Consider the following 25,683-nt stretch of genomic DNA (forward strand, 5'->3'; position numbering starts at 1 on the left):
ACAATATGAAAGTTAGAGCCCAAATCGGCATGGTGCTAAATTTAGATAAATGCATCGGTTGCCACACTTGCTCCATCACGTGTAAAAACGTTTGGACCTCACGCGAAGGCGTCGAATACGCGTGGTTCAATAACGTAGAAACTAAACCCGGTATTGGCTTTCCAAAAGAATGGGAAAACCAAAAGAAATGGAACGGCGGCTGGAAACGCACTGACGCCGGTAAGTTAGAACTCAAAATCGGTGGCAAAATCAGATTGCTGGCAAAAATTTTTGCTAACCCTGATTTACCTGAAATTGACGATTACTACGAACCCTTTGATTTTGACTACGAGTATTTACACACAGCGCCTGATAGCCAACATCAACCGGTTGCTAGACCCCGCTCGCTGATCACAGGTCAGCGTATGGAGAAAATTGAATGGGGTCCAAACTGGGAAGAAATTCTCGGGACTGAGTTCGAAAAGCGTAAAAAAGACATCAACTTCGATAATGTGATTCAAAAAGACATTTATGGTCAATTTGAAAAAACCTTCATGATGTATTTACCTCGCCTGTGTGAGCACTGCTTAAACCCAGCATGTGTTGCCTCTTGCCCTTCAGGCTCGATTTACAAGCGTGAAGAAGACGGTATCGTACTGATTGACCAAGATAAATGTCGCGGCTGGCGCATGTGTGTTTCTGCCTGCCCTTACAAAAAAATCTACTTCAACTGGAAATCAGGTAAATCAGAAAAATGTACTTTCTGTTTCCCTCGCATTGAAGCGGGTCAACCTACGGTTTGCTCTGAAACCTGCGTAGGCCGTATCCGCTATCTGGGCGTATTGCTGTACGACGCCGATCAAATTGAAATTGCGGCAAATACTCCAAATGAAAAAGATCTATATCAAGCACAGCTCGATGTTTTCCTCGACCCTAACGATCCGGCGGTAATTGAAGCGGCGCGTAAAGAAGGCATCAGTGATAACTGGATCACTGCGGCCCAGCGCTCACCGGTATACAAAATGGCAATCGACTGGAAAGTCGCGCTGCCTTTACACCCTGAATATCGCACCTTACCTATGGTGTGGTATGTGCCGCCACTATCGCCAATCCAAACGGCAGTAGAAGCAGGTCATGTCGGCATGAACGGTGAAATCCCCGATCTGAAATCATTGCGTATACCGCTACGTTACCTTGCAAACCTGTTAACTGCTGGCGATGAAAAACCAGTTGAGCGTGCACTTGAGCGCATGATCGCGATGCGTGCCTATAAACGCTCACAACAGGTCGACAAAGTTGAAGACTTAGAGGTGCTAAAGCAAGTTGGCCTCACCGCAGTCGAAGTCGAAGAAATGTATCGCTACATGGCCATTGCTAACTACGAAGACAGATTCGTAGTGCCAACGAGCCATAAAGCCTACGCAGAAAATGCCTACGACATGAAAAGCAGTTGCGGCTTTAGTTTTGGAAATGGCTGTGGCGATGGTAACAACGGCGTCAACTTATTTGGCAGCAAAGCGACCGGTGTACGCCAAGTCATTCCTGTCACATTGGAGAAGTAAACATGAAAGTACTGAGTGTTATTTCAATACTACTCGATTACCCGCACGCTGAACTACTCGACGCGCGGGCAGAGTTAGAGGCCATTGTCACGGGATCTGAACTTGATGCCGCGCATCAAGCCCTTGTACTGCAGTTTATCGCCGAGCGTTTTGCGATGGATACCATGGACTGGCAAGCCGAATATGACGGCTTATTCGAGCGAGGACGTTCTTTGTCCTTACTGTTATTTGAACACGTTCACGGTGAATCACGTGACCGCGGGCAAGCCATGGTCAACCTTTTAGATCAATATCACCAAGCAGGTCTAGATATTAGTGCTAAAGAGTTGCCAGATTATATCCCGCTATATCTTGAGTTTATGTCAACCCAAGGCAGCGAAAACGGCCGTTATGGATTAGAAGAAGTGGCGCCGATTTTAGCGCTACTGGCATGCAGACTTGAAAAGCACCAATCAAATTATGCCAACTTACTCCATGCACTATTGAGCTTAAGCAAGGTTGATGTCGATCTTAAGGATTTACGTGAACAAATCGTTGACGAACAACCCGACAACACCCCCAAAGAGCTCGATAAAGTGTGGGAAGAAGAAATGGTGAGCTTTATGGACAACGCGCAAACGGGCTGTAATAGCAGCAATAAACCCAGTGAAACGCAGCGTCGGGACCAACACATTCCACTCAATACCGAACTATTGCAGCCTAAAAGCAATAGCCAACGGTTGTAAGGAGAGCATTGATGAGCCATTTCTCAATATTTGCCTTTGGCATCTACCCCTATATCGCTATGGCGGTGATGTTTATCGGCAGCTGGATCCGCTATGACCGTGAACAATACACGTGGAAAGCGAGCTCCAGCCAAATGCTGGAAAAACGCCAACTGCATATTGGTAGCGTATTGTTTCACGTTGGGGTGATCGGGATTTTCTTCGGTCATTTTGTGGGATTACTCACACCATTAGCCGTTTGGCACGCGCTGGGCGTGACTGCCGAGTTTAAACAGTTACTTGCTATGGGTGCGGGTGGATTATTTGGGGTAATTTGCTTTGCGGGATTAACCATTTTGATCCGTCGTCGCCTAACAAACCCTCGCGTTCGTGCCACTAGCAAAAAGATGGATATCATCATCCTCTTAATGCTCTATGGACAACTGATCCTCGGACTTATTTCTATTCCGGTATCAGGTGGACACTTAGATGGCGCTGAAATGCTTAAGTTAATGGCTTGGGCACAAAACATTATGACCTTTAATAGTGTTGCAGCCGTTGAAGCCATTAGCGATGTAAATATCGTCTTCAAATTGCACGTCATTCTAGGTATGACGCTGTTTGTAGTATTCCCATTCAGCCGCTTGGTTCACATGCTCAGTGCACCACTGCAGTATCTGACACGCGCACCACAAATAGTACGTCGTAAAGTCAGCCGTTAGTGCTAAATCCCCTTGATATTGGCCTATCAGGGGATCTTTGCTCGCCCGCATTTATTTTATAGAGAGCCATATTATGATCACAGTCAACCAAGCCAGCATTACCGAAGAGCAAGTTCTCAGTGAAATGCAGTATTTCCCGGCCCCAACCCAACGTAAAGCGATGTTAGAAGCCGCCCAGAGTTTAATCATTGGCGAATTGCTACTTCAACGTGCAAAAGCATTATCGCTATCTCGCCCTAATGATGAGATCTGTAATAAAGAGGATTATTTAGAGCAACTCATTGAATCTGAAGTACCTATTCCTCAAGCGACTCCCGAAGAGTGTTTACAGTATTTTGAACAAAACCCACATCGATTTACAACCTCGCCATTGGTTGAGGCTAACCATATCCTGATTGCCGCTGCGCCCGATGATTTAAAAGCCAGAGCAGAGGGTAAAATCATCGCCGAGCAACTGATTGAACAATTGCATCAAAAAGCCAATTTTGCCGCTTTAGCACAGGAGTTTTCTGCCTGCCCTTCAAAATCCGTAGGGGGAAATTTAGGTCAGCTCAGCCGTGGGCAAACCGTGCCGGAATTTGAACGACAGCTATTAACCGCCGAAATAGGCTTGCAACCCTACCCGATAGAAAGTCGTTATGGATTTCATATTGTCGATATCAAACACAAAATTGCCGGTAACCCTCTCCCATTTGAAGCGGTTAGCGACAGGATTAGCTTATACCTTAATGAAAAAGTGCGTCAAAAATCCATTGCTCAATATATCCAAGTGTTAATAGACGAAGCCCATATAGAAGGTTTTGATTTTGACACCAATAATGAGCCATTACTGCAGTAACCCATTAAAAAGCTAATGTTTTTTAACGTTACATTTTGCTAATTTGTCGGAGTTTTCAAATGAGTAGTCTACCGCTACACATTAAGAGTGGACAATACCGCGCATTGTGGCTTACCACCGCTGCTTTTACGCTCTGTTTCGCCGTTTGGACGATATTTTCAATTTTAGGGATAAAAATAAAAGCGGATTTAGCCTTAACCGATACGCAAATGGCGTTATTAATGGCGCTGCCCATTTTAAGCGGCTCGTTGAGCCGCATTGCCCTAGGTATGTTTACGGAGCGCTGGGGTGGGCGCCTTGTATTTAGTACGTTAATGTACATTGCTGCCATTGCGACCTATCTGCTCAGTCTTGCTGATAGTTACGATATGCTATTAGTTGCAGGTATTGGGCTGGGTTTAGCTGGCGGTGGCTTTATTGTCGGTGCGACCTATGTCGCATCTTGGTTTGAAACACAAAAACAAGGTACTGCACTCGGTATTTTTGGTGCGGGCAACGTGGGTGCTGCGCTAACAACCTTTGGCGCACCCTTTTTATTAAAGTACTTCAGTTGGCAAGAAACCGCTCAAATTTATGCTTTAATCATTGCGATTTCGGCAACCACATATTTGGTCTTTGCCAAAACAGAACCCCGCCGATTAACTAATTTCAAACCGCCCAAATTCAGTGAACAACTAAGCTTACTCAGCGACATTCGTATTTGGCGCTTCGCATTATATTATTTTTTCGTGTTTGGCGCCTTTGTGGCACTCGCCCTATGGCTACCCCACTACCTTATTGATGTTTATGGTGTGTCATTAGTCACCGCCGGTATTCTTACCTCGTTTTATATTATCCCAGGTTCTTTATTTCGTATTTTAGGCGGCTTTTGGTCCGACAAATACGGCGCCCGTCGCATCATGTATTGGACGTTAGGCATCAGTACCATTTGTACCTTTTTACTCAGTTATCCCCCAACCCACTACAGTGTAAAAGGGGTTGAACACGTTTTTGAATTTAACTTCCACCTATCCTTGCCCGTTTTTGTGCTGCTTATTTTTACCTTAGGTTTTTTCATGTCTTTAGGTAAAGCGGCGGTATTTAAGCATATACCGACTTATTTCCCGAATAATGTCGGCGTAGTGGGCGGCCTTGTGAGTATGGTCGGCGGTATTGGCGGCTTCTTATTACCCGTCACATTTGGGATGCTCAATGACGTTATTGGCATCTGGCAAAGCTGTTTTATGCTGTTGTTTGTTATTAGTTCTATCTCATTAATGTGGATGCATTATTCAATTCGCCGAGCCGAGAGAATGGAATGGGCCAGTGGTCAAACGGTAAAAAACTTACCCGAAATGACCACACCCGACGCCTTTGTACTTAACGATTGGCAACCTGAAAATAAACATTTTTGGGACACTAAAGGTAAAAAAATTGCCACGCGCAATTTATGGATCTCAATACCCAACCTCTTCCTTGCGTTTGCCGTATGGTCTATTTGGAGCATTATGGTGGTTAAAATGCCGACATTAGGCTTTAACTACAGCCCAAATGAATTGTTTTGGTTGGCGGCGCTACCCGCATTATCGGGTGCTACACTGCGAATTTTCTATGGCTTTATGATCCCCATCTTCGGTGGTCGCCGTTGGACAGCCTTATCAACCGCATCACTTTTAATCCCTTGTTTATGGATGGGTTTTGCACTGCAAAATATCGAAACCCCCTATCTCATCATGCTGATTTTAGCCTTACTCTGTGGTTTAGGTGGCGCTAACTTCTCATCGAGTATGGCAAACATCAGCTTTTTCTATCCTAGAGCTGAAAAAGGTACTGCACTAGGGCTTAATGCTGGGCTGGGTAACTTAGGCGTATCGGGCATGCAATTAATTGCCCCTTTAGTGATATCTGCCAGTGTGTTTGGCGGTTTAGAAGGAGAGCCTCTCACCCTCGTATTGCAAAACAGTGAAACACATTCGGTGTGGTTGCAAAACGCGGCGTTTATCTGGGTGCCATTTATCATTATTGGCTCCATTGCGGCGTGGTTTGGCATGAATGATATTACGGATGCTAAATCTTCATTTAAGGAGCAAGCCGTCGTCTTTAAACGTCATCATACTTGGCTAATGTGCTGGCTTTATTTAGGAACTTTTGGCAGCTTTATTGGTTTTGCTGCAGGTTTCCCATTGTTATCGGGTATGTTATTCCCAGATGTCGATCCCGTTAAGTTTGCCTTTATCGGTCCACTTGCAGGTGCATTAGCCAGGCCTATCGGCGGTAAATTAGCCGATAAATTTGGCGGCGCCCAAGTGACGCTATGGAATTTTTTCTTCATGGCGTTAGGCGTTGTCGGTGTGCTGTATTTCTTACCGCATGACGGTGCTGCGGGTAATTTTGGCGGCTTCTTCGGTATGTTTGTTTTGCTCTTTATCACCACAGGCATTGGTAATGGTTCAACGTTCCGTATGGTGCCAGTGATGTTTTTAACCCTTAGGCAAAAAGCATTAGGTAAAGGCATGGAAAAACAAGCCGAAATCGAAGGAAACCGAGAGTCCGCAGCAGTTTTAGGCTTTATTTCTGCCATTGCTGCCTATGGCGGATTTTTTATTCCCAAATCCTATGGCACCGCAATGAGCTTAACTGGAGCGGTAGATACCGCGCTCTATGGGTTTATCCTGTTTTACGCCAGTTGTGTGGTTATCACTTGGTGGTTCTACGCTAGACGTAACGCAGAGATCCCTTGCTAACTGTTAGCTAAACAATGGTAGGCATGCCGATTTAGGGTGCCTATCATCGACATTCACTTTTTTACAAAGGTGCCAACATGACAAAATTATCGACGAATAAACCCTTGGTTTATGCCTGCTCCGGCTGCTCAAATGTCGCACAATTAGCTAATGATGTGGCACTGACCCTTGATCGTTCAGGCGTGATGCAAATGTCATGTATCGCGGGCGTTGGAGGGAATATAAAATCGATTGTCAGACTGGCTAAATCTGGACGCCCCATATTGGCACTTGATGGTTGTAAGCTCAATTGCGTTAAAAATAGCTTAGCGCTACAGCAAATTGTACCCACCTGGCACATAGAGCTCACCCAATTGGGCTATAAAAAACAACAGCAAATTGATTGCGATCTGGCTGATAGTTACCGTTTGTTACAACATATCCATCAAAAAATTATTCATATTCCTCAATGTAAACTTAATTAGTCTAACCATTATTTACACTGCTGCTGTTTTATTTAAAATCTGGAACCTACTGTAAATAAGCTAAGTTTAATACAGCTTAAACAAGCACTTATTTACAGCCATTCACCCGTGTTATCTGCTTCACTCCCCCAAGATTAACCTCATCGCATTAATCCTCAATAGTTTGATCTTGATCAAACTATTATTTGCCTATCCCGATATTATAAAACACAATATATAGTTGATTAAAATAAAATGGACACAACATATGGTGGTTATTACATTTAATAGCTTTGCACCACAGATCTGTTTTCAAGAGGTTCCTGATGAGGTGTCGTTAGCATTTACCATCACAGGTTGCCCACTACGTTGCCAAGGATGTCATAGCCAAGATACTTGGGATCCAGAAACGGGTATTCAGTTAAATAATGATAATTTTCAACATTATTTAACACGTTATCAGGGACTGGTGAGTTGTGTTTTATTTTTTGGTGGCGAATGGAACCCCGCTGCATTACTCGACAAGTTATCACTGGCAAAAAAACACGGTCTTAAAACCTGTCTCTACACTGGAAAAACCAAGGTATCACAGCATCTAATTGCACAGTTGGATTACCTCAAAACGGGGGCTTGGCGACCAAATCAAGGAGGATTAGAAAAGGAAAAAACTAATCAACGCTTTATTGAACTCGCAACGGGAAACCTACTCAACTTTAAATTTAGGGAACATCACCATGCCATCTCTTAACCCACAGCAATTACAAAAAAAATTAGCTTTTATTAAGCAATATCAACAATCCAATAATGCCGCTGATGCTTCGCATTTAGATGCGAATGCAAATGTGACTCATAAGAACATTGCCACCTTAGAAACCGAGTTAATGAAAGATTATTTTATTGATATTAATCGTGAATTAGTAAAACAAAAAATAACTGAATTATATGGTGTAGATTTAGCGAAAGAATACGAGAGACAAATAACAGAACATGAAATTTACGTTCATGATGAAACCAGTTTAAAACCCTATTGTGCTTCTATTTCAATGTACCCATTTTTACTCAGCGGATTAACTCAATTAGGCGGCGAATCACAAGCGCCAAAACACTTAGAGTCTTTTTGTGGCAGCTTTGTTAATTTAGTATTTGCTATCAGCGCGCAATTTGCTGGCGCAATTGCGACTGTCGAATTTTTAATGTATTTCGATTATTTTGCCCGTAAAGATTTTGGAGATGATTATCTCACCGAGCATAAACACGCAATAGAGAACCACCTGCAACACGTTGTGTATGCGTTAAATCAACCTGCAGCAGCAAGAGGATACCAAAGTGTATTTTGGAATATCTCTCTTTATGATCAATATTATTTTGAAGCCATGTTTGGGCAATTTGTATTTCCTGACTTTACCCCGCCAGATTGGCACTCTTTAAAACAGTTACAAGTTTTTTTCTTAGATTGGTTTAATCAAGAACGGAATAAAGCCATTTTAACCTTTCCAGTGATCACCGCGGCGATGTTAACCGTTGATGATAAAGTTAAAGATACGGAGTTTGCCCATGTTTGTGCCAAAAATATGAGCGAAGGCGGTGCATTTTTTATTTATCAATCCAAAAATGCTGACTCTTTAGCCTCATGCTGTCGTTTACGGAATGAAATAAGCGATCACACCTTCTCCTACAGCTTAGGTGCTGGCGGCGTCGCCACGGGTTCAATTAATGTTATCACTATTAATATGAATCGATTAATCCAAGATAAACGCGATCTTAAAATCGAGGTTGAAAAGGTTCATCAATATCAGATTGCCTATCGTAAGCTAATGGAAGAACAATTAGCCAATGGCATGCTGCCAGTCTATACCGCGGGGTTTATCTCTCTGGATAAACAATTTATGACGATTGGTATTAATGGCATGGTAGAAGCTGCTGAATCTTTAGGCTTAATAGCTGACACTAATAATGATTACCAAACCTTTGTCGACCAACAATTACAGATTATTTATAAGGTTAACCGAGAAGCTACTCAAAAATTTGGCTACAAATTTAATACTGAGTTTGTTCCAGCAGAAAACTTAGGTATAAAGAATGCAGCTTGGGATAGAAAGGCAGGCTACTTTGTTAATCGAAATTGCTATAACAGTTACTTTTATCCGGTAGAAGACACTAACATTAATTATCTTGATAAATTTATTATGCACGGTGAAAAAATGACCCGCTACTTAGATGGGGGCTCAGCATTACATTTAAATTTAGATGAAAAGTTATCAGTGAAAAATTATCTTAATTTATATAATGTCGCTGCACGTACAGGGTGTAATTATTTTTGTGTCAATGTGAAAATTACTATCTGCAATGAATGCCAACATATTGATAAACAAACTCAGCAATATTGTCACCAATGCGGTTCAAAAAACATTGATTACGGCACCCGTGTAATTGGTTATTTAAAGCGCGTCTCAGCCTTTAGTCAAGGACGTCGAACCGAACACGATTTACGTTATTATCACCAGTCGCCCGCATCAACACATGCCTGATAAAGCCTTATTTGAGTCAATAGCCAGCGCTGTAAATAACTGGCTATTGCTCAATATTAATCTAGGCGTATTTATGACTGTTCGGTAAGTTGATTTAATATACGCTTTTCAGAAATAGGGTATGCGGTACCTAACACTTGAGCAAAACAAGATACGCGATATTCTTCAATCATCCAGCGAGCTTCAATTAATGCGGGCGGTGTTGGCATAGCGCGCGGTACTTTTGCTAGCTGCGCCGTTAAGGCTGCTTGCACTTTATTAATACTTTGCATGTGCAAACGGTCGCGAGTCGGGTCAATAGGCAGTTTTTCAACACGGGTTTCAATCGCTTTTAAATAACGCGCCACATCCGCTAGACGCTGCCAACCACAGGCTTCTACAAAACCTTTAAACACTAATTTGTCTAATTGATTTTGGATATCACTCATAGCAAAGGCGATATCTAAACTTATTTTGCCTTTAAGACGTTTTTTAATACTCTGGTACAAGGTTAAAATCTGTTCAACCTTAAGAGCTATTTGCTCAGCAGTCGGGTTTAATTCTTGGCGAACCCAATCCTTTGCTAGCTCAAATTGAGCTTGATTACGTACATCTAACGCTTTTTGGTCTAACAACTGCTGCACGGCGGCGGCAATAATATCATCAATCAAAATTTGCACTTGACCAAAAGGATTGAAATACATCGCCAATTTGGCCTTATTCGGCAAGGCTTGCTGTAAATGTTTTACCGGCGAAGGAATGTTGAGCAACAGCAAACGTCGCAGACCTTGGCGATGGGCATCTTGCGCCTCGAACTCATCATCAAATAATTTGATCGCGACGCTGTCTTTTTTATCGATCAGTGCCGGAAACGCTCGTACTTGATAATTGCCTTTTTGCTGCTGGTATTGCTGCGGCAAATCACCAAAAGACCATTCAGTTAAGGCTTCTTTTTCAATTCCCTTATCCGCCACCTGACGTATCGCCTTAGCAACAACACCCTGCAATTCGGCTTTTAAGTTATCGAGCATGCGGCCCTGCGCTACTAAATTATGATGATCGTCTTCAATTTTAAAATTCATCTGTAAATGCGCGGGCATTTGCGTTGCATCAAAATCTTCTGGCGATATACGCGTGCCGCTCATACGCAGTAATTGTTTGCACATGGTATCCAGTAAACTGGCACTAAAAGGTACCATGGCCTGCACACAAGCTCGGGCGTAATCAGGCGCTGGCACAAAGTTACGCCGTAAACTTTTAGGCAACGATTTGATCAATGCGATGCACTTTTCTTCCCGCAGCCCTGCCACTAGCCAATCAAAATCACTGTCATCAATTTGATTAAGCAGCGCCACCGGAATGTGTACAGACACGCCGTCATCACTGGCGGCAGGCTCAAAATGATAACTCAGCTGCAGGCGCAAATTGCCCTTGTGCCACGTATCGGGGAAATCCAAGGTCGAAATATGGTCGGCATTGCGCTGCATTAACAGTGCTTTGCTGAAATCGAGTAAATCCGGTTGCTCGCGCTTTACCTTCTTCCACCAGCCAAAAAACAGCTGGGCGTTGTAAATCCCTTCCGGGATCCGCGGCTCGTAAAAGTCCACCAACACTTGCTCGTCCACCAAAATATCGCGGCGACGGGATTTGTGCTCAAGGGACTCAATGTCTTCAAGCAACTTTTGGTTAGCCACAAAAAATGCTTCTTGAGTTTGCAACTGCCCTTCTGCCAAAGCACTGCGGATAAAAATCTCCCGCGCTTCAACGGGATCGATGGGGCCATATTGCACTTTACGGCGATGCACCACCGTCAAGCCATAGAGCACTTGGTTTTCAAGGGCGATAACGCTACCAGGTTTTGCCTCAAAATGGGGCTCCACATAGCTTTTCTTGATCAAATGCGCCGCTAAGGGCTCTAGCCATTCGGGTTCGATTTTGGCGCAGCAGCGAGCGAATAGGCGCGATGTTTCGGTAAGCTCAGCCGCCATGATCCACTTAGGGCCTTTTTTGGCCAGTGGCGAACCGGGAAACACAAAGAATTTACGATTACGGGCACCTAAGTACTCGTTATTGTTATCTTTAAAACCAACATGACTCAATAAGCCCGATAAGAGCGCGCGGTGCAAGCTGTCATAATTAGCTGGCGTATCGTTTAAGCGCCACTTTAAATCGTGCACGGCTTGTTTAAGCTGGGCGTATAAATCCTGCCACTCGCGAACGCGCAAATAGGCCAAATATTCATCGCGGCACTTTTTACGGAACTGACTAGCAGATAACTCTTTTTGTTGATCTTTTAAGTGCTGCCACAGGTTTATCCAACTGACGAAATCGGAACTGGGATCGGCAAAACGGCGATGGGCTTCATCACTGGCTTGCTTCTTCTCCATCGGACGTTCGCGGGGATCTTGAATCGATAAGCCCGCGGCAATCACTAACACTTCGTTCAAACAACCTAACTGCTGACTCTCGACCACCATACGCGCCAAACGCGGATCCACAGGAATTTGCGCCAAGTTGCGCCCAAGTGGTGTCAGCACTAGCTTGCCGTGTTTGCTCTCAACCGCTTGTAATTCTTCGAGCAACAGGAAACCATCGCGGATATGGCGTGGATCGGGTGGCTCGATAAAGGGGAAACCGGCGATATCACCCAAACCGATGGCCAGCATCTGCAAAATGACCGAAGCCAAGTTAGTGCGCAAGATTTCAGGATCGGTAAACGCCGGACGATTATTAAAATCCGCCTCATCGTACAAACGGATACAAATACCCGGCCCTACACGGCCACAACGGCCTTGGCGCTGATTGGCACTCGCCTGCGAGATAGGTTCAATCGGTAAACGTTGCACCTTAGTGCGATAGCTATAACGGCTGATACGCGCCGTACCAGGGTCAATAACGTAACGAATGCCCGGCACAGTCAACGAAGTTTCCGCCACGTTCGTCGCTAATACAATCCGCCGACCTCTGTGACTACTGAAAACTTTAGACTGCTCACCGTAAGATAAACGCGCGTACAACGGCAAAATTTCGGTATCGCGGTAATTACGCCGACTCAATTGCTCGGCCGTATCGCGAATTTCCCGCTCGCCGTTCATAAAGATCAGAATGTCGCCCAGCCCTTCGGCCACCAACTCATCGACGGCGGCAAAAATGCCTTCGATTTGATCTAAATCGGCATCGCTATCTTGCACTAAGGGTCGGTAACGGGTTTCGACCGGAAAGGTACGGCCCGACACTTCGATAATAGGCGCATTGTTGAAATGCTTAGAAAAACGCTCAACGTCTATGGTCGCCGACGTGATAATAACTTTGAGATCGGGGCGTCTTTTGAGAATTTGTTTGAGGTAGCCCAGAATAAAATCGATGTTGAGGCTGCGCTCGTGGGCCTCATCTATGATGATGGTATCGTATTGATCAAGATTGCGATCGGAGGTTAATTCCGCCAGTAAAATACCGTCGGTCATCAACTTGATATAAGAGTCACTCTTAAGCGCATCGGCAAAACGCACTTTAAAGCCAACCACTTCACCGAGCGGACTTTGTAATTCTTCTGCGACTCGGCTCGCCACACTGCGGGCTGCTAAACGTCGTGGCTGGGTGTGGCCTATCATGCCACGGCAACCTAGGCCTAATTCCAAACAGATTTTAGGTAACTGGGTCGTTTTACCCGAGCCCGTTTCACCAGCGATGATCACCACTTGATTGCCCGCAATCGCGCGTGCAATATCGTCGCGCATCAAGGAAACGGGCAGGTTTTCAGGATAGTGGATTTTAGGCCGAGCGTTACGGCGCTGCTCAACCTTCTCAAACGCCGCCTGCGCTTGCTCGCTCAGCTGAGCTAAGACTTGGGTCTTTTTATCTGAGTCGGCTTCTTTATTGAGCTTAAATAAACGACGACGGATCCGCGACGCGTCGCTCTGATAACAAAGATTAAGAAAGGCGTTCGATAGCGGATGTTTGTCTGAGTTCAAATCCAAATTCCATTGCTAGCATCAAAAACGGCGATCCTAGCAAGGAAAGTGGCGTAATGGTATTGCTAATTTACTCTGCACTCAGTATATGGCGTGTCAGTTTCGCACTGGCTCGACTTAAATTAAACCGGTGACAGATAACATTGTTGCATATAGATATTCATGGCTTTGAGCACATTGGTGCGATTAATCGTGCCAATCACTTTGCCATGTTCAACCACTGGATACACTTTAGGTTTAGGCCCTAGCATTTGTTCGGCGAGCTGCAAAATACTGTCATCTGGCCCAACGAACAGCACTTCAGTGCGCATGCAATCCTTCACCACTGAGGTCATATCACAGTGATAGCTACTTTTGATCATCACAGCCAAACAATCCTGCTGGGATAAAAAGCCCACCAAATCGCCCGTATCATCAACCACTGCTGCGCCCATTTTATTATTATCTAACAGCTTTTCGACCGCAGTCGCAAGCGACATATTTGCGCGCAGCAACACGGGCTGACGATCCATATGGTCGCGGATTTTAATTAAGTCCATAGTCTTTCCCTCGAATTAACCCTACGTTTGTAGTCTAGTCAAAATATCGGCAAGAATGTGCGATTTATATCGATTGGGCTTATCTAGTGCATAAACCCTATGTCAACAAGAGCTAACAGGACAAAAATAGCGCCAACAAAGGCAGCCAGAAAGAGCAACTTAGAGTTAACTGAAGCGAACACTACAAACTGAAATCAGGCAAGTATCCGATTGAGCTTCAATGATGGCAGGTAATGCCATCCGTCTTCGGTGATCATTTTACTTGTCATTCCAACGCGTTTTAATTCGCTATTGATACAAGCTATAAGTCAATATAAAAGCGATAGCCTACACCGGGCTCAGTCCGCACATACTGAGGTTCACTCGGGGAGTCACCTAATTTTTGCCTTAAGTGACTGACCACAATTCGTAGATAATGTGTGTCTTCTGTATGAGCGGGCCCCCAAATTTCTTTGAGCAACTGAGTCTGAGTGACAACGCAGTTAGGTGACGACGCCAATTTAGACAATACCGCGTATTCCTTGGGTGTGAGTTCGACAATTTGATGATCAACTTTAACCAGCCTACGACTTAAATCAATCTGCAACTTGCCATCATCTAATATGGGTAATTTTTCAGGTTTGATATGGTCCCTTAAAATCGCTCGCACCCTTGCCAGTAACTCTTCCACACTAAAGGGTTTGGTCACATAATCCTGCGCGCCTGCATCTAATGCTGCGACTTTTTCTTTATCTTGATTGCGAACCGACAATACAATCACAGCAACATCGGACCATCCCCGTAACTCCTGTAGCACTTGATGGCCTTCCATATCCGGCAAGCCTAAATCCAAAATGACTAATTCAGGTTGCTGTCGAGCAACAGCTGCGAGCCCTTGCTGACCATTTTCAGCTTCGGTAACGTCATAGCCCTCACTGGTGAGTGCAATCCGCAGCATGCGGCGTATTTGGGTCTCATCATCGATAACCACGATTTTTATTGCCACGTCTCTAGTCCATTTTGTGGTTTATTAAGGATATTTTGGCTAAAAATGATTAGCCAGGAACGGGATAGTCTAACGGCAATTCAACTTCAAAACGAGTACCTTGCCCCTGTAGGCAATCGGTAACGCGAACACTACCGCCGTGTGCAGCTATCATGCCTTTGCAAATAGCCAGCCCCATACCTGTATTCTGTTTTTTCTGATCGCCATCGGCAACCACATAAAACATATCGAAAATTTGATCCCTATGGCTGGCGGGAATCCCTGGCCCTCTGTCTTCAATGGCAATACAGCAACGGTGATTAGAAATGGTCAATTCAATACAAATAGGCTCTTCTGGTGGTGAAAATCGAACGGCATTCTCTAGAATGTTAAATAATCCTTGCTCAATCAGCGCCGCATGCACAAAGAGGAGTGGGGGTTCTTTTTCTCTGTGATATTCAACGATTGCGTTAGGGAAATAGCGTTTAAGCCTACCAAGTACGCTGCCAATAATGTCATCTGCCGAAACCCAATCACGCTCTATGCTCAAAGTGCCATGACCTAGGCGTGTCATGTCGAGTAGATTTTGGATATAGCTGTCCAAGCGACGGCTTTCTTGCAAAATAGTATCGAGTAGCTCGTTTCGGTCGGCCTCTAGCAATTGCTTATTCAATAGTTTTAAGCTCTCCGCCGCCCCCATCATAGCTGAGAGTGGTGATTTTAGATCGTGAGATACTGATGATAATAATGCCGAACGTAACTGCTCAATTTCTGTTTTCACCCGTGCCGATTCAAGATCTGACACTAACTGAATACGACGCCATGTATTAGCGCCTTGCTGTAACATGGCCAGAATAAGCTCTCTATCAAACGGACTGAGTTCGTTGACCGTGGGTTGCCAATCTAAAATCGCCGCGCCAATCGTCGTACCTTCAAGTTCAATGGGGAACACACTGACACCCGATGCGCTCAAGGTATCGCTCAAACGCCCCGCAGCTTGCCCATGGCGCAGGGTCCAATCGATTGCCGCCAAATCGAGGTCGTTAAATGGCGTATTCAGCAGCGGTAAATAGGATCGCTGACCGTCTTTACGCTGCAAAACAATATAACAATCGGCATTCACTGAACCTGTAATCTTGCGTCCTATCGTTTGCCAAAGGGCTTTTTCATCATCGGCGACCGATAATTCTTGGGCGACATCCTTTAACGTTTCTGCATAACGATTTGACTCGCGCAGTAAAATAAACTGGTTCCTGATCCGAGAAGCAGCCGGGCCGCTGATCAGCCCGATAAAAACCAAAAAGATTAAGGTGGCAATGTCATCCTGGCTATTCACATTCATAGTGAATTTAGGCTCAGTGAGAAAGAAGTTAAAACTAAAAAATGACCATACCGCCGTCGCCATCGCAGGCCGAGCGCCATAGGTTAAGCCAATGCTGACAATCAAGAAAACATATAACAACACCAGATTGCCATTACTGAGCCAAGTATCTAAAAATGCCACCAGCGGAAAAATAACCACCACACCAATCAGCCCAAGAATATGGCCTCGAAGATCACCAAAACTGACTTTAGGCTTGATAGGGTCTCGTACTTGTACTTGACTGTCGGGGGCGTGATATACGCTGACTTCAACGGGTAAACCAGATTCAATCAAGCGTTGGTAGAGCCTTTTACGCCACCAAGGATAGGTGCGTTTCACACCCGCGCCGACTAACACTGTATTAATTCGATGTAGGGCTATGTAGGGTAAGATGGCTTGATAACTGCTCGTGCCACGTAATACTTCGGTCTGCGCACCGAGTTCTTTGGCTAAGGCAAAGGCCTCATTTAGTCTTTTTCGCTGATAAAGGCCCAGCGCTTTACCGGTATCGACCCAAAGCACTAACCAAGGAATTTGCCGCCGCTCGGCAATCTGCCGACCTATGCGGATCAAATACTGATGATCACTGCTGTTACTCACTAAAACCAACAATCTGTCTTTGAGAACAAAATCCGTTCCCTGTGCTTTGGCATCCAGTTCACAAATCAGTTTTGCATCGACTCTCTCTATGACTTTTTTCATTGCCAATTCGCGCAGAGCAGTCAAATTCGAGACCGAAAAAAAAGCATCTAAGGCTGAGCGAGCATACTCCGGCAGATAAACTTTGCCTTGCTGTAAGCGTTCGATAAGTGTTGATGGCGGTAAATCGACAAATATAATTTCATGGGCTTCATCAAGGAAGCGATCGGGGACGGTTTCCCGTACCCGCACTTGAGTAATTTGCAAAACCAGATCATTCAAACTGACCAAATGTTGAATGTTGACTGTAGTATAGACATCGATACCCGCAGCCAATAATTCTGCAACGTCTTGATAGCGCCGTTTATGGCGACTACCGGGAACATTCGTGTGGGCCAGTTCATCGACGAGGATCAGCTTAGGCCGACGAAGCAGCGCCGCATCTAAGTCAAATTCTGTTAAACGATTATTGTGATAATCAATGGGTTTACGCGCCAATACCTCAAAACCTGCTAGCATGGCCTCGGTATCGGCACGCCCATGGGTTTCCACCAGTCCAACCAGCAAATCGACACCTTGTTGCGCTATTTCCCTTGCCGCACTGAGCATTGCATAGGTCTTGCCCACGCCAGGTGCCGCCCCAAGAAAAACCGTCAGTTTACCTTTATCATTTTGCTGTATCTGACTTAAGAGCGCATTGGCTTGCTGTGTTTGACTGATTGGAACCACGATTAGAAACTCCTTGAAAGACTCACTAGCCAGCGCGCATCACACAGGGACTGGCACTGACTCTGCGATAAATCCGTATCGACATAACCGACACTCAACACATCCTGCTCAGTCATATTGAGGTTCAGCCCAACTCGCCAATCTAAATAGTGGCTATTGCTAGCGGCCATAGAACCTAAAAACAGTGCCATATCTTGCTGAGAAGCAAAAAAATTACTCCCAAGATGCAGAGCGAGGCTTACATTAGAGAACAGTTGCGGCTCATAGCTTACGTAGACATACTGAAAATCGTCCACATTCTCGCCGAAATAATCAGGAGAATAAACCAGCCCTAACTTAGCATCGGCGTAGCTTACCACAGCATAAATTTCGTTATAACTCAGGTCGGTATCGTCCTGAGAGTATTGGTAACGTATCACGCCTAGGTCCGTTGTTAAGCCATTATCCCAATCTTTAGCCCAGCCAGCGGACAAGTCGAGTTCTAAACTTCCATCCCCAAATTCGATGTTACTGCCCCAAAGCGAGCCATACCAGCCAGAATCATGGCTTAGGGTATACCCTGCTTGAACTGCAGGTCCTTCATCAGTTTGAGAAATACCGCGAAACGCATAATCACTGATGAGCATCACACTCCCTTGGCTCTGCCAAGAGGCATTGCCCCCATGAGTCTCAGTGCTGGCAAACGCACCCATAGAGAGTGAAGATAATGCCATCATCACACCCGCACAGAGGCGTGAACAAGGAGCAGACTTAATCGGTAACATAAAAATTTATCCTTAAATTCAGTAGAATATTGTTTTATTGAGCGTGTTTAGCAATCTGGTCGAGAGCGAGGTTGAGCTTGAGTACATTGACGCGCGCTTGCCCAAAAATGCCCCACTGCGGTGGTTCGATAAATTGCGCCACTAAGGTCAACACTTGTGGTTCGGCTAACTGTCGAGCCTGAGCCACGCGCGCAACTTGCAGTTTGGCCGCTGCGGGTGAAATATGGGGATCCAGTCCCGCGCCCGATGTGGCGAGTAAATCCACAGGGATATCAGCGGCCTGAACGGATTCTCTGGCTTGAATTTCTTGGCTCGTTGCCATCACACGTTCACGTAACGCCGGGTTACTCGGTGCAAGATTACTACCACCTGTCGCCATAGGGTCGTAACCGACAGCGCTCGGCCGACTAAAAAAATAGGCTGGATTAACAAAGGGCTGAGCGATGAACTCAGAACCCATCGCGACATTATCCCTGTGGATCACACTGCCCTTAGCTTGTACGGGAAATAAAGCGCCACCGAGCTGAGTCACAGTGTCGGTATAGACAACACCACACACAAATAACAGGGCGAGACTGGCTCTCAATCCCATAACGGCATGCTGAGTTTTAGTGGTATATACGATTGAATTCATTACTGTCTCCTAGAGCATAAGGGCAATGATTGAGTCGAGTGCTTTAATGCCGACAAAGGGTAAAATCACCCCACCTAAGCCATAAATCAGCATATTATTTCGCAGTAATTTTTCGGCACTTATGGGTCTGAGTTTGATGCCTTTTAATGCCAATGGAATTAAGGCGGGAATGATAAGTGCGTTAAATACGAGCGCTGCGAGTACGGCTGAGGTTGGGCTGTGAAGCTGCATCAGATCCAGTGCACCAATCGCAGGCAAAGCCCCCGCAAATACCGCTGGAATAATGGCAAAATACTTAGCCACATCAGTGGAGAGGGAGAATGTAGTCAAGGCGCCGCGGGTGATCAGCAATTGTTTTCCGACTTCAACGATAGCCAGTAATTTAGTGGGATCTGAATCCAAGTCCACCATATTGCCAGCTTCTTTAGCGGCTTGGGTACCTGAGTTCATCGCAAGACCTACATCGGCCTGCGCTAATGCCGGCGCATCGTTAGTACCATCCCCCACCATAGCCACTAATCGACCTTTGGCCTGCTCTGCGCGAATAAGGGCAAGTTTATCCTCAGGTTTAGCTTCAGCGACAAAATCATCGACCCCAGCTTCGGCGGCAATCACGCCAGCCGTTAGCGGATTATCCCCTGTCACCATGATGGTCCGCACACCGAGCGCTCTTAAACGGGCAAACCGCTCCGCAACGCCTGGCTTAATCACGTCACTTAAGGCTATAACCCCTAAAATGTGCGTGCCACTGGCGACGACTAAAGGAGTCCCCCCCTGCAAAGCCACTTTGCGGATAAGCGCGTTAACAGATTCAGGCCAGTGAATTTGATGCTGCTGCGCCCAAAACTGCATCGCATCGCCCGCGCCTTTAATGCCTTGAATACCATCGGTTAAAATGACCCCAGAAACCCGAGTCTCAGGTGTAAATGGGATAAAAGTCGCATCCGTAGGTTTGACGGGTAACACCGCGCCCAAATCTATGGCCAATTTGAGTACAGATTTCCCTTCAGGGGTGGGGTCATCGAGGGAAGACAGCACCGCCGCATCACGCAACATCTCAGCTGCAATGCCTTTCACGGGTAAAAATGCGGTCGCTTGACGATCACCGAAAGTGATAGTGCCAGTTTTATCCAGCAGTAACGTATCGATATCCCCCGCAACTTCCACGGCTTTACCCGATTTAGCGACCACATTGGCGGCTAAGGCGCGGTTCATTCCTGCAATACCAATAGCGGGTAACAGGCCACCAATCGTCGTTGGGATCAAACACACTAACAGCGCAATTAACATAGTGTAATCAAGGCTTGCACCGACGAAACCCGCCATGGGTGGCAAAGTCACCACCACGATAAGGAAAACCGCAGTCAATGATGCAAGTAGCACAGTCAACGCCGTTTCGTTCGGTGTTTTCTGACGCTTCGCCCCTTCGACCAGCCCTATCATACGATCTAAAAAGCTATTCCCAGGATCGTTGGCAACCAGCACGGTAATTTCACCCGTAAGTACCTTAGTGCCGCCAATCACACCGGAATGATCTGTGCCTGCTTCACGCAGCACAGCCGCAGATTCACCGGTAATCGCCGATTCGTTGATAGTGGCTATCCCTTCAATGATTTCACCATCGGCAGGAATATAATCACCCTGTAAAACCTTCACCTTATCGCCTTTGACAAGCAAAGTTGCGGATACTGATTCCAACTCACCGTGGCGTATGCGCCGAGCCTGCAAGGCCTCTTTCGCCGACTTTAAGCTAGCAGCTTGTCCGCGCCCCCTTGCCTCTGCCACGGATTCCGCAAAGTTAGAAAACCACACGGTAAGCAAAAGAATAAGGGTCGTGGCTAGCTCAAAACCAACAGTCTCGCCATTGAAGAACTTTTGTCCTGTGATCAAAGCGGCAAGTAAAGCGCCGACCATCACTACGAACATCACAGGGTTACCAGCCATACTCACTAAGGACATTTTCTTTACAGCACCGAAGGCAGCTTGCTTCACGCCGGCGCTATCTAATATTTGAGCAGGTTTATGCATGACTATTTCTCCAGACTCATAGTGGCAAGTTCTAAAGCTTCGCCAATAGGCCCTAATACCGCCGCAGGTAAGAAAGACAGGAAGTTAATGATTAAAATCACAGCAATAAGGGTGAAACAAAAGGTGGGACTCTCGAGCTTCAAGCTCGCGTTACTGTCGGGGCTCACTCTTTTACTCGACATCATCCCCGCAATCGCCAGCGGTAAAAACAGTGGCAAGTATCGACCAAGCAGTAAGGCGATAACGCAGCTGATATTCCACCAAGGCGTGTTATCACCTAAGCCTTCAAAACCAGAACCGTTATTAGCAAAAGCGGAGGTATATTCATAAAAGACTTGCGAAATCCCATGAAAGCCGGGGTTACTGTTGCCCGTAATACTCGGGATAGCCACAGTGATTGCCGTCAAACCTAAGACGCACAAGGTAGGTAAAACTAATAGACTTCCCAAAAGGGTGATTTCACGGGTTTCGAGCTTACGACCAAATATCTCTGGCGTACGGCCAATCATCAATCCCGATAAGAAAACAGCAATCCACACATAAACGATAAAGTTAACAAAACCGCAGCCAATACCGCCCCATATCGCATTGAGTAACATGCCTGATCGCGTCATCAATCCTCCGATTGGATTGAATGAATCGTGCATGGCATTGACCGAACCGTTAGAGGTTTGTGTGGTAAAAGAAGCCCATAGCGCCGAAAGCTCAGGTCCAAAGCGAACTTCTTTACCCTCCATATTAGGCCCTTGGGCGCTTAATCCCGCAAAGGCGGCGTTGGGTTGCAACTCGCTGTACACAGTTGCCCCAAGAAAACTGACGCTCAATAAACCCATAGCAACCAGAGCCATCAAGGTAAATTTTTTGCGTCTTAGCATTCCGCCAGCCATAAAGACGACGGCCATAGGGATCAGCACTAAGGCAATGGTCTCGATTGCATTACTGACTGGCGTTGGGTTTTCAAGCGGGTTACTACTGTTGGGGCCATACCAGCCCCCGCCATTAGTGCCTAACTGCTTGATGGCCACCATAGAAGCAACGGGGCCGATCGGAACGACCTGCTCAGTAATAGGTGATGCAGAATCTAAGGTGTTTACTTTTTGCGCACCGTCAAAACTACTCGGTACGCCTTGCCAAGTCAGTAACAGCGCCACAATAGCCGCTAATGGCAGCATAAGTCTGAGCACACCGCGCACTAAGTCAACATAATAGTTACCCAGATTTCGAGCCTCACCCTCTTTGGCGCTGTCATTATTCAACCCACCTAACATTCCCCGCAAAATCGCCACACAAACCGCCAGCGCCATGGCTGGCGTGACAAATTGCAGCGTGACAATGACAAATCCTTGGGATAGATAACTGAGCTGAGCCTGCCCGGAATAATGCTGTTGATTGGTATTGGTAAGGAATGACACCGCAGTGTGCAAAGCCAGATCCCAAGATAATGGTCCTATGCCATCGGGGTTAAGCGGTAACACATGTTGGAATTTAAGGATAAGAAATGCCAAAATGCCAAGTACCAAGTTGCTGATAAGAAACGCCGCACCATAGGATTTCCATGTCATCCCCGAATGGGCATTTACGCCTATAGCCCGATAAATCCACTTTTCAATGGGATTAAATAAACGATCTGAAAAATGGGACTGACCAGAGAAAACCCCTGTCATATAGGATCCCAACAGCCATGCGAGCCCAAGCGCAGTAGTAAAAATAAGGGTAATTTCAAACATAACGACTCCTAAAACTTATTAGGGGCAAACATTGCCACTGCTAAGTAGATGAAAAGTGCTATGGAAAGTATTAGAAATATCCAGTCCATATAATTTGTCCTTAAGAAAGTGAGTAACAGGACAAATATATGAATTAACCGCGTAAAGTCTCTAGAGTTCAAATGACTAATCCCGTAAAGAATACGTAAAAGTCATCATAATCAGTGGTAAATAAGGCCACAATAAACCATGGCATTAGCTATAAAAGTAAAATAAAAATGCCAGCTAGAAATACTAACTGGCATTAACACATGACCAAGCGATGATATTGTAGATTAATTAAGCTCTATATTTTTCATTTTATTATAGCTATCAGTCTTAATCTCTTTAAGTACACCTTTATTGTCATCAATAAATAATGCTTTTATATCATTCTGATTAGCGACGACTAATCCTTCTTGACTTCCTAAACATAATAGCGCTGTAGACCAAGCATCAGCTCTAGCCGGATCCGTTGCCAATACAGTTACAGATACTGTGTTATGGGTTACGGGTTTACCGGTTCGCGCATCAAGAATATGTGAATAACGCTGCCCTAAATGATCAAAATAATGACGATATGTACCCGATGTCATGATCGCTTGAGGGAAATCAATAAGCAGAACCTTTTGCATTGTTCGCTGTTCGGGCAGCGGTTTTTCAATCGCGATTCTCCAAGCAGAACCATCGAGCTTACTGCCGTGTACGAACATTTCGCCGCCAATCTCTACCAAATAATTATCGATATTGTATCGCTTTAGCACATCTGCAACTTTGCCTACGCTATATCCCTGTCCAATCGAAGATAAATCAAGATGTACCTCTGGCAAATCTTTAGTTAACATTTGATTATCAATACTTAAATGATGCAAGCCTACATAGGTTAATGTCTGTTGAAGTGCACTTTCTGTAGGAATGGTTAATTGGTTATGGGTAAATCCCCACAAATCGAATAATGGTTTAATGGTCAAATCATAACAACCCTCCGTTTTTGAAGTGACCTCCTTGGCTATCCCTATGAGCCCTAAAATATCATCCCCGACCGCCATAGCTAAGTGCATACTGTTAAAACGAGAAATCACCGAATCTGAACGATAAGTAGACATATGAAGATCTATTTCTGCCAATTGCCGTTCAATCTCGCGATTTATCTCTGTACTATTTAACTTGTCTTTACTCCAAAATGTCACATGCCAACTCGTTCCCTGCGCAAGGCCTTCTAACTTGGTATAAACTGGCGATTTCTGGCACCCTACTAACATAATGAGTAATATACATGCTAATAACCACTTCATATAATGATCCTTTCAATCAATACGGGTGATTGACTGCAAACTAAATTTATATTTAAAATCGCCAAAATGCTCGTGAGAAAATAATTAATACAGGAAATATTTCTAGTCGGCCAAAAAGCATAGCGACACACATCAGCCATTTAGCCGCATCTTTTAACGTGCCAAATCCAGATGCAGTGTCACCATAACCAATCCCCATATTATTAATGCACGCGGCGACGGTTCCAAAGGCGGTGGCAAAATCATGTCCAATGGCGACCAATCCCCATACAAAAACGCAAGTAAAAAATATGTACAGGAAAAATAATCCCCATACTGAACGAATGACTCTGTCTGAAACAACTTGGCCACTGATCTTTGTCGTTAAAATGGCATTAGGATGAACCAATTGATGAATTTCTCGGATCCCTTGACGGTACAAAAGTAAAAATCTGACAGCTTTAATACCGCCACAAGTAGAACCAAAGCATCCACCAAAAAAGCTCGCACCTAATAATAAAAGCACAATATGACTGGGCCAATTAGGATAACCTGCAGAGCCTAATCCATTGTCCGTCATAACTGAAACTGTTTGAAAAAATCCATGTACCAATGAATCTTTAATATCAAAAGTTTGAGTACGATTCAGCTCTAAACAAGCGATCCCAACAACGATAGATAATATGAGAATAAAAAATCGAACCTCCGCATTATACCAAATAGGCTTGAAGCTTCGCCGAACTAACACTATGTAGTATAAGGCGAAATTGATTGCTGCCAGTATTGAAAACACACCGCCCACAAGCTCAATTGCAGCACTGTTGTAATATCCTAAGCTGTCGCTATGTGTGGAAAATCCACCCAATGAAACGGTAGATAGGCTATGACATATGGCATTAAACCAATTCATTCCTGCAAGTTTATAAGCAACTGCACAACCTAAGGCAAGTACGCTATAAAGCCCCCATAAATTTCGAGCCGTATCCGCAAGGCGGGGCGTCATCTTTTCCTCTTTCATGGGACCTGGCATCTCAGACTGATATAATTTTGCGCCACCAATACCAAGAAATGGCATAATTGCAACGGCCAAAACAATTATCCCTAACCCACCGAGGAAATTAAGCTGTGCTCGATAAAATAAAATCGATTTGGGTAGTACATCAATATCTGAAAAAATCGAGGCTCCAGTCGTCGTAATGCCAGACACACCTTCAAACATGGCATCGGTTAAACTCAAGTCCAATCGTCTATCAAGAAGAAAAGGTAATGCACTCATTAAGGAAAATATCAGCCAAAATAAACAAGCGACCATGAAGCCATCACGTTTTTGCAGATTTTTATTTTCCTCACTTGTCATCTTCCAACCGACCACACCAATAAAAAGGGAAAGGAGGAATGTGATTAAAAATGGAGTGATATATCCATCTTTATAAAATAATGCAACAGCGATAGGCATCAACATGGTGAAGCTATATATGACAATCAAAAAGCTACATAGATGAATTATGGTATGAAATCGAGAGCTAGATTTCTGTATTCCACTGACTGCAATCAT

19 protein-coding genes are annotated in these 25,683 nt (G+C 45.0%); 8 read left to right on the forward strand and 11 right to left on the reverse strand.

Annotated elements, in window-relative coordinates:
- Window positions 1-5 precede the first annotated feature (5 nt).
- The 8 genes from narH (at window position 6) to nrdD (ending at window position 9,499) form a co-directional block, all read left to right on the forward strand.
- Window positions 6-1,541, forward strand: a complete 1,536-nt coding sequence (gene narH / locus L5L77_RS12050) for a nitrate reductase subunit beta (protein ID WP_076500136.1) — start codon at window positions 6-8, stop codon at window positions 1,539-1,541.
- A 2-nt stretch (window positions 1,542-1,543) separates the two neighbouring features.
- On the forward strand, window positions 1,544-2,266 hold the full coding sequence (narJ, locus tag L5L77_RS12055) for a nitrate reductase molybdenum cofactor assembly chaperone (protein ID WP_076500138.1): 723 nt from the start codon (window positions 1,544-1,546) through the stop codon (window positions 2,264-2,266).
- Between the two features lie 11 nt (window positions 2,267-2,277).
- On the forward strand, window positions 2,278-2,967 hold the full coding sequence (narI, locus tag L5L77_RS12060) for a respiratory nitrate reductase subunit gamma (protein WP_076500140.1): 690 nt from the start codon (window positions 2,278-2,280) through the stop codon (window positions 2,965-2,967).
- Window positions 2,968-3,040: 73 nt separating this feature from the next.
- Window positions 3,041-3,805: a peptidylprolyl isomerase gene (locus tag L5L77_RS12065; protein WP_076500142.1), complete on the forward strand. Its 765-nt coding sequence runs from the start codon at window positions 3,041-3,043 to the stop codon at window positions 3,803-3,805.
- 59 nt (window positions 3,806-3,864) lie between these two features.
- The gene (locus L5L77_RS12070; protein ID WP_263181857.1) at window positions 3,865-6,528 is read left to right on the forward strand and encodes a nitrate/nitrite transporter; all 2,664 of its coding nucleotides are present in this window, start codon (window positions 3,865-3,867) and stop codon (window positions 6,526-6,528) included.
- A 77-nt stretch (window positions 6,529-6,605) separates the two neighbouring features.
- Entirely contained in the window at window positions 6,606-6,992 is a 387-nt protein-coding gene (locus tag L5L77_RS12075) for a putative zinc-binding protein (protein WP_076500146.1), read from the forward strand.
- Window positions 6,993-7,239: 247 nt separating this feature from the next.
- Entirely contained in the window at window positions 7,240-7,719 is a 480-nt protein-coding gene (gene nrdG / locus L5L77_RS12080; protein ID WP_263181856.1) for an anaerobic ribonucleoside-triphosphate reductase activating protein, read from the forward strand.
- Window positions 7,706-9,499 carry an anaerobic ribonucleoside-triphosphate reductase gene (nrdD, locus tag L5L77_RS12085; RefSeq protein ID WP_263181855.1) on the forward strand — a complete coding sequence of 598 codons (1,794 nt, stop codon included), beginning with the start codon at window positions 7,706-7,708 and terminating at the stop codon, window positions 9,497-9,499. Before nrdG ends, nrdD begins: the two co-directional genes overlap by 14 nt.
- Before the next feature lie 71 nt (window positions 9,500-9,570).
- On the opposite strand, the gene hrpA is transcribed toward nrdD, so the two are convergent.
- The 11 genes from hrpA to L5L77_RS12135 form a co-directional block, all read right to left on the reverse strand.
- Window positions 9,571-13,449 carry an ATP-dependent RNA helicase HrpA gene (gene hrpA, locus L5L77_RS12090; protein ID WP_372832869.1) on the reverse strand — a complete coding sequence of 1,293 codons (3,879 nt, stop codon included), beginning with the start codon at window positions 13,447-13,449 and terminating at the stop codon, window positions 9,571-9,573.
- 122 nt (window positions 13,450-13,571) lie between these two features.
- Complete coding sequence (locus L5L77_RS12095; protein ID WP_028760149.1) at window positions 13,572-13,988, reverse strand: CBS domain-containing protein; 417 nt, start codon at window positions 13,986-13,988, stop codon at window positions 13,572-13,574.
- A gap of 301 nt (window positions 13,989-14,289) precedes the next feature.
- On the reverse strand, window positions 14,290-14,973 hold the full coding sequence (locus L5L77_RS12100; protein WP_028760150.1) for a response regulator: 684 nt from the start codon (window positions 14,971-14,973) through the stop codon (window positions 14,290-14,292).
- 49 nt (window positions 14,974-15,022) lie between these two features.
- The gene (locus tag L5L77_RS12105; protein WP_263222799.1) at window positions 15,023-17,683 is read right to left on the reverse strand and encodes a sensor histidine kinase; all 2,661 of its coding nucleotides are present in this window, start codon (window positions 17,681-17,683) and stop codon (window positions 15,023-15,025) included.
- A gap of 2 nt (window positions 17,684-17,685) precedes the next feature.
- Window positions 17,686-18,447 carry a TorF family putative porin gene (locus L5L77_RS12110; protein WP_263222802.1) on the reverse strand — a complete coding sequence of 254 codons (762 nt, stop codon included), beginning with the start codon at window positions 18,445-18,447 and terminating at the stop codon, window positions 17,686-17,688.
- Window positions 18,448-18,481: 34 nt separating this feature from the next.
- Window positions 18,482-19,081 carry a potassium-transporting ATPase subunit KdpC gene (gene kdpC / locus L5L77_RS12115; RefSeq protein WP_263138319.1) on the reverse strand — a complete coding sequence of 200 codons (600 nt, stop codon included), beginning with the start codon at window positions 19,079-19,081 and terminating at the stop codon, window positions 18,482-18,484.
- A 9-nt stretch (window positions 19,082-19,090) separates the two neighbouring features.
- Entirely contained in the window at window positions 19,091-21,109 is a 2,019-nt protein-coding gene (gene kdpB, locus L5L77_RS12120; protein ID WP_263185146.1) for a potassium-transporting ATPase subunit KdpB, read from the reverse strand.
- A 2-nt stretch (window positions 21,110-21,111) separates the two neighbouring features.
- A complete protein-coding gene (kdpA, locus tag L5L77_RS12125) occupies window positions 21,112-22,836 on the reverse strand; it encodes a potassium-transporting ATPase subunit KdpA (protein WP_131525162.1) in 1,725 nt (574 codons plus the stop codon).
- Window positions 22,837-22,844: 8 nt separating this feature from the next.
- The gene (locus tag L5L77_RS22795; protein WP_105252297.1) at window positions 22,845-22,925 is read right to left on the reverse strand and encodes a potassium-transporting ATPase subunit F; all 81 of its coding nucleotides are present in this window, start codon (window positions 22,923-22,925) and stop codon (window positions 22,845-22,847) included.
- 225 nt (window positions 22,926-23,150) lie between these two features.
- Window positions 23,151-24,149 carry an FAD:protein FMN transferase gene (locus tag L5L77_RS12130; protein ID WP_263222804.1) on the reverse strand — a complete coding sequence of 333 codons (999 nt, stop codon included), beginning with the start codon at window positions 24,147-24,149 and terminating at the stop codon, window positions 23,151-23,153.
- A 52-nt stretch (window positions 24,150-24,201) separates the two neighbouring features.
- Window positions 24,202-25,683, reverse strand: coding sequence for a TrkH family potassium uptake protein (locus tag L5L77_RS12135; protein ID WP_263138314.1), 1,482 nt, complete (start codon window positions 25,681-25,683; stop codon window positions 24,202-24,204).

The sequence above is a fragment of the Shewanella sp. SM29 genome, assembly GCF_025654245.1.
In the GTDB taxonomy this organism is placed as follows: Bacteria; Pseudomonadota; Gammaproteobacteria; order Enterobacterales; family Shewanellaceae; genus Shewanella; species Shewanella oncorhynchi.

What these genes read in the sequence shown, in the direction of transcription:
- narH (WP_076500136.1), top strand. Translation starts at nt 6, where the DNA reads ATGAAAGTTAGAGCCCAAATCGGCATGGTGCTAAATTTAGATAAATGC.
- narJ (WP_076500138.1), top strand. Translation starts at nt 1,544, where the DNA reads ATGAAAGTACTGAGTGTTATTTCAATACTACTCGATTACCCGCACGCT.
- narI (WP_076500140.1), top strand. Translation starts at nt 2,278, where the DNA reads ATGAGCCATTTCTCAATATTTGCCTTTGGCATCTACCCCTATATCGCT.
- L5L77_RS12065 (WP_076500142.1), top strand. Translation starts at nt 3,041, where the DNA reads ATGATCACAGTCAACCAAGCCAGCATTACCGAAGAGCAAGTTCTCAGT.
- L5L77_RS12070 (WP_263181857.1), top strand. Translation starts at nt 3,865, where the DNA reads ATGAGTAGTCTACCGCTACACATTAAGAGTGGACAATACCGCGCATTG.
- L5L77_RS12075 (WP_076500146.1), top strand. Translation starts at nt 6,606, where the DNA reads ATGACAAAATTATCGACGAATAAACCCTTGGTTTATGCCTGCTCCGGC.
- nrdG (WP_263181856.1), top strand. Translation starts at nt 7,240, where the DNA reads ATGGTGGTTATTACATTTAATAGCTTTGCACCACAGATCTGTTTTCAA.
- nrdD (WP_263181855.1), top strand. Translation starts at nt 7,706, where the DNA reads ATGCCATCTCTTAACCCACAGCAATTACAAAAAAAATTAGCTTTTATT.
- L5L77_RS12095 (WP_028760149.1), bottom strand. Translation starts at nt 13,988, where the DNA reads ATGGACTTAATTAAAATCCGCGACCATATGGATCGTCAGCCCGTGTTG.
- L5L77_RS12110 (WP_263222802.1), bottom strand. Translation starts at nt 18,447, where the DNA reads ATGTTACCGATTAAGTCTGCTCCTTGTTCACGCCTCTGTGCGGGTGTG.
- kdpC (WP_263138319.1), bottom strand. Translation starts at nt 19,081, where the DNA reads ATGAATTCAATCGTATATACCACTAAAACTCAGCATGCCGTTATGGGA.
- kdpB (WP_263185146.1), bottom strand. Translation starts at nt 21,109, where the DNA reads ATGCATAAACCTGCTCAAATATTAGATAGCGCCGGCGTGAAGCAAGCT.
- kdpA (WP_131525162.1), bottom strand. Translation starts at nt 22,836, where the DNA reads ATGTTTGAAATTACCCTTATTTTTACTACTGCGCTTGGGCTCGCATGG.
- L5L77_RS22795 (WP_105252297.1), bottom strand. Translation starts at nt 22,925, where the DNA reads ATGGACTGGATATTTCTAATACTTTCCATAGCACTTTTCATCTACTTA.
- L5L77_RS12130 (WP_263222804.1), bottom strand. Translation starts at nt 24,149, where the DNA reads ATGAAGTGGTTATTAGCATGTATATTACTCATTATGTTAGTAGGGTGC.
- L5L77_RS12135 (WP_263138314.1), bottom strand. Translation starts at nt 25,683, where the DNA reads ATGATTGCAGTCAGTGGAATACAGAAATCTAGCTCTCGATTTCATACC.